This is a genomic window from Streptomyces sp. NPDC101165 (assembly GCF_044768135.1).
Classification (GTDB): domain Bacteria; phylum Actinomycetota; class Actinomycetes; order Streptomycetales; family Streptomycetaceae; genus Streptomyces.
Window position 1 is genome coordinate 1 of the sequence record NZ_JBIWPG010000055.1, and the last position, 2018, is coordinate 2018.

The window sequence follows — 2018 nt, forward strand, 5'->3', positions numbered from 1 at the left end:
CCGAGTTGGCGCGGCTGGGGGCGGACGCCGAGGTCGTGGCGTGTGATGTGGCGGACCGGGCGGCGTTGGCGAAGGTGCTGCGCGAGCGTGTGGTGTCGGGTGTGGTGCACGCGGCTGGGGTGCTGGACGATGGTGTGCTGGAGGCGATGACACCTCAGCGGCTGGATCGGGTGCTGCGGCCGAAGGTGGATGCGGCGTGGTATTTGCACGAGTTGGTCGGGGATGTGGATCAGTTCGTGGTGTTCTCGTCGGTGGCGGGTGTGTTCGGTGCGGCGGGTCAGGCGAACTATGCGGCCGCCAATGCGTTTCTGGATGCGTTGGCGGCTCATCGTCGGGCTCTGGGTTGGTCGGGTGTGTCGCTTGCGTGGGGTCCGTGGGAGCAGGGCGCGGGCATGACCGAGCAGTTGGCTGCGGCTGATGTGGCGCGTATGCGGCGTTCGGGTGTTTTGCCGCTGGGTTCCACCGAGGGTCTGGCCCTGTTCGATGCGGCGGGTGAGCCGGCGATGGTGCCGGTGAAGCTGGACCTGGCGGCGTTGCGGGCTTCCGGTGAGGTGCCGCCGCTGCTGCGCAGCCTCGTCCGCACCCCGGCCCGCCGTGGTGTCGCACGCACCGGCGAGGCCGGTGACCTCGCGCACCGCCTGGCCGGCCTGCCCGCCGAGGCCCGCACCGACCTGGTGCTCGACCTGGTGCGCGGGCGGGCGGCGACCGTGCTCGGGCACGTGGACGGTTCACTGGTCGATCCGGAGCGCTCGTTCCAGGAACTGGGCCTCGACTCGCTGACGGCGGTGGAGCTGCGCAACGGCTTGTCGGCGGCCACCGGGTTACGGCTGCCGGCGACCCTGGTGTTCGACTACCCGACCTCGGCCAAGCTCGCGCACCACCTGCGCGACGAATTGTTCGGCACCGTTGAGCAGACCCCGGTTCCCGTCGCCGCACTGCCGTCGTTCTCCGACGATCCGGTCGTGATCGTGGGCATGGGGTGCCGGTATCCGGGTGGGGTGCGGTCGCCGGAGGACCTGTGGCAGCTGGTCACCGAGGGCGTCGACGCCATCGGTGACTTCCCGGACGACCGCGGCTGGGACCTCGACGCCCTCTACCATCCCGATGCGGCGCACACCGGCACGTCCTACACCCGATCCGGTGGGTTCCTGCACGAGGTCGGGGACTTCGATGCCGCGTTCTTCGGCATGAGCCCCCGGGAGGCGCTCGCCACGGACGCGCAGCAGCGTCTGCTGCTGGAGACGTCGTGGGAGGCGTTGGAGCGGGCGGGCATCGATCCGGTGTCGCTGCGGGGCAGCCGCACCGGTGTGTTCGCCGGCGTGATGTACGGCGACTACGCGGAACTGCTGAACACCCCGGAGTTCGAGGGCTTCCGTGGCAACGGCAGCTCCGCCAGCGTGGCCTCCGGGCGCGTGGCCTACTCGCTGGGCCTCGAGGGCCCGGCGGTCACGGTCGACACGGCGTGTTCGTCCTCGTTGGTGGCCCTGCACTGGGCGGTCCAGGCGTTGCGGTCGGGCGACTGTGATCTGGCGCTGGCCGGCGGGGTGACCGTGCTGTCCACCCCTGAACTGTTCGTGGAGTTCTCGCGGCAGCGAGGCATGTCGGCAGACGGCCGGTGCAAGGCGTTCGCCGACTCCGCCGACGGCGTCGGCTGGTCCGAGGGTGTCGGCATGCTGGTGGTGGAGCGGTTGTCGGACGCGGTGCGCAACGGGCACGAGATCCTTGCCGTGGTGCGGGGTTCGGCGGTGAACCAGGACGGCGCGTCGAACGGCCTGACGGCGCCGAACGGACCGTCCCAGCAGCGCGTGATCCGCCAGGCTCTCGCCGGGGCCGGTCTGTCGGCGCTCGACGTGGATGTCGTGGAGGGCCACGGCACGGGTACGTCGCTGGGTGATCCGATCGAGGCGCAGGCGTTGCTGGCGACCTATGGGCAGGACCGTGAGACGCCGTTGCTGCTGGGTTCGGTGAAGTCGAACATCGGGCACACACAGGCCGCCGCCGGTGTCGCCGGTGTGATC

1 protein-coding gene is annotated in these 2018 nt (G+C 70.7%); it reads left to right on the plus strand.

The genetic code is table 11. The annotated features are described in order from the left end of the window. The coding region (locus tag ACIRVH_RS46425; RefSeq protein WP_403967164.1) for a beta-ketoacyl synthase N-terminal-like domain-containing protein at positions 1 to 2018 on the plus strand (2018 nt) is incomplete at both ends.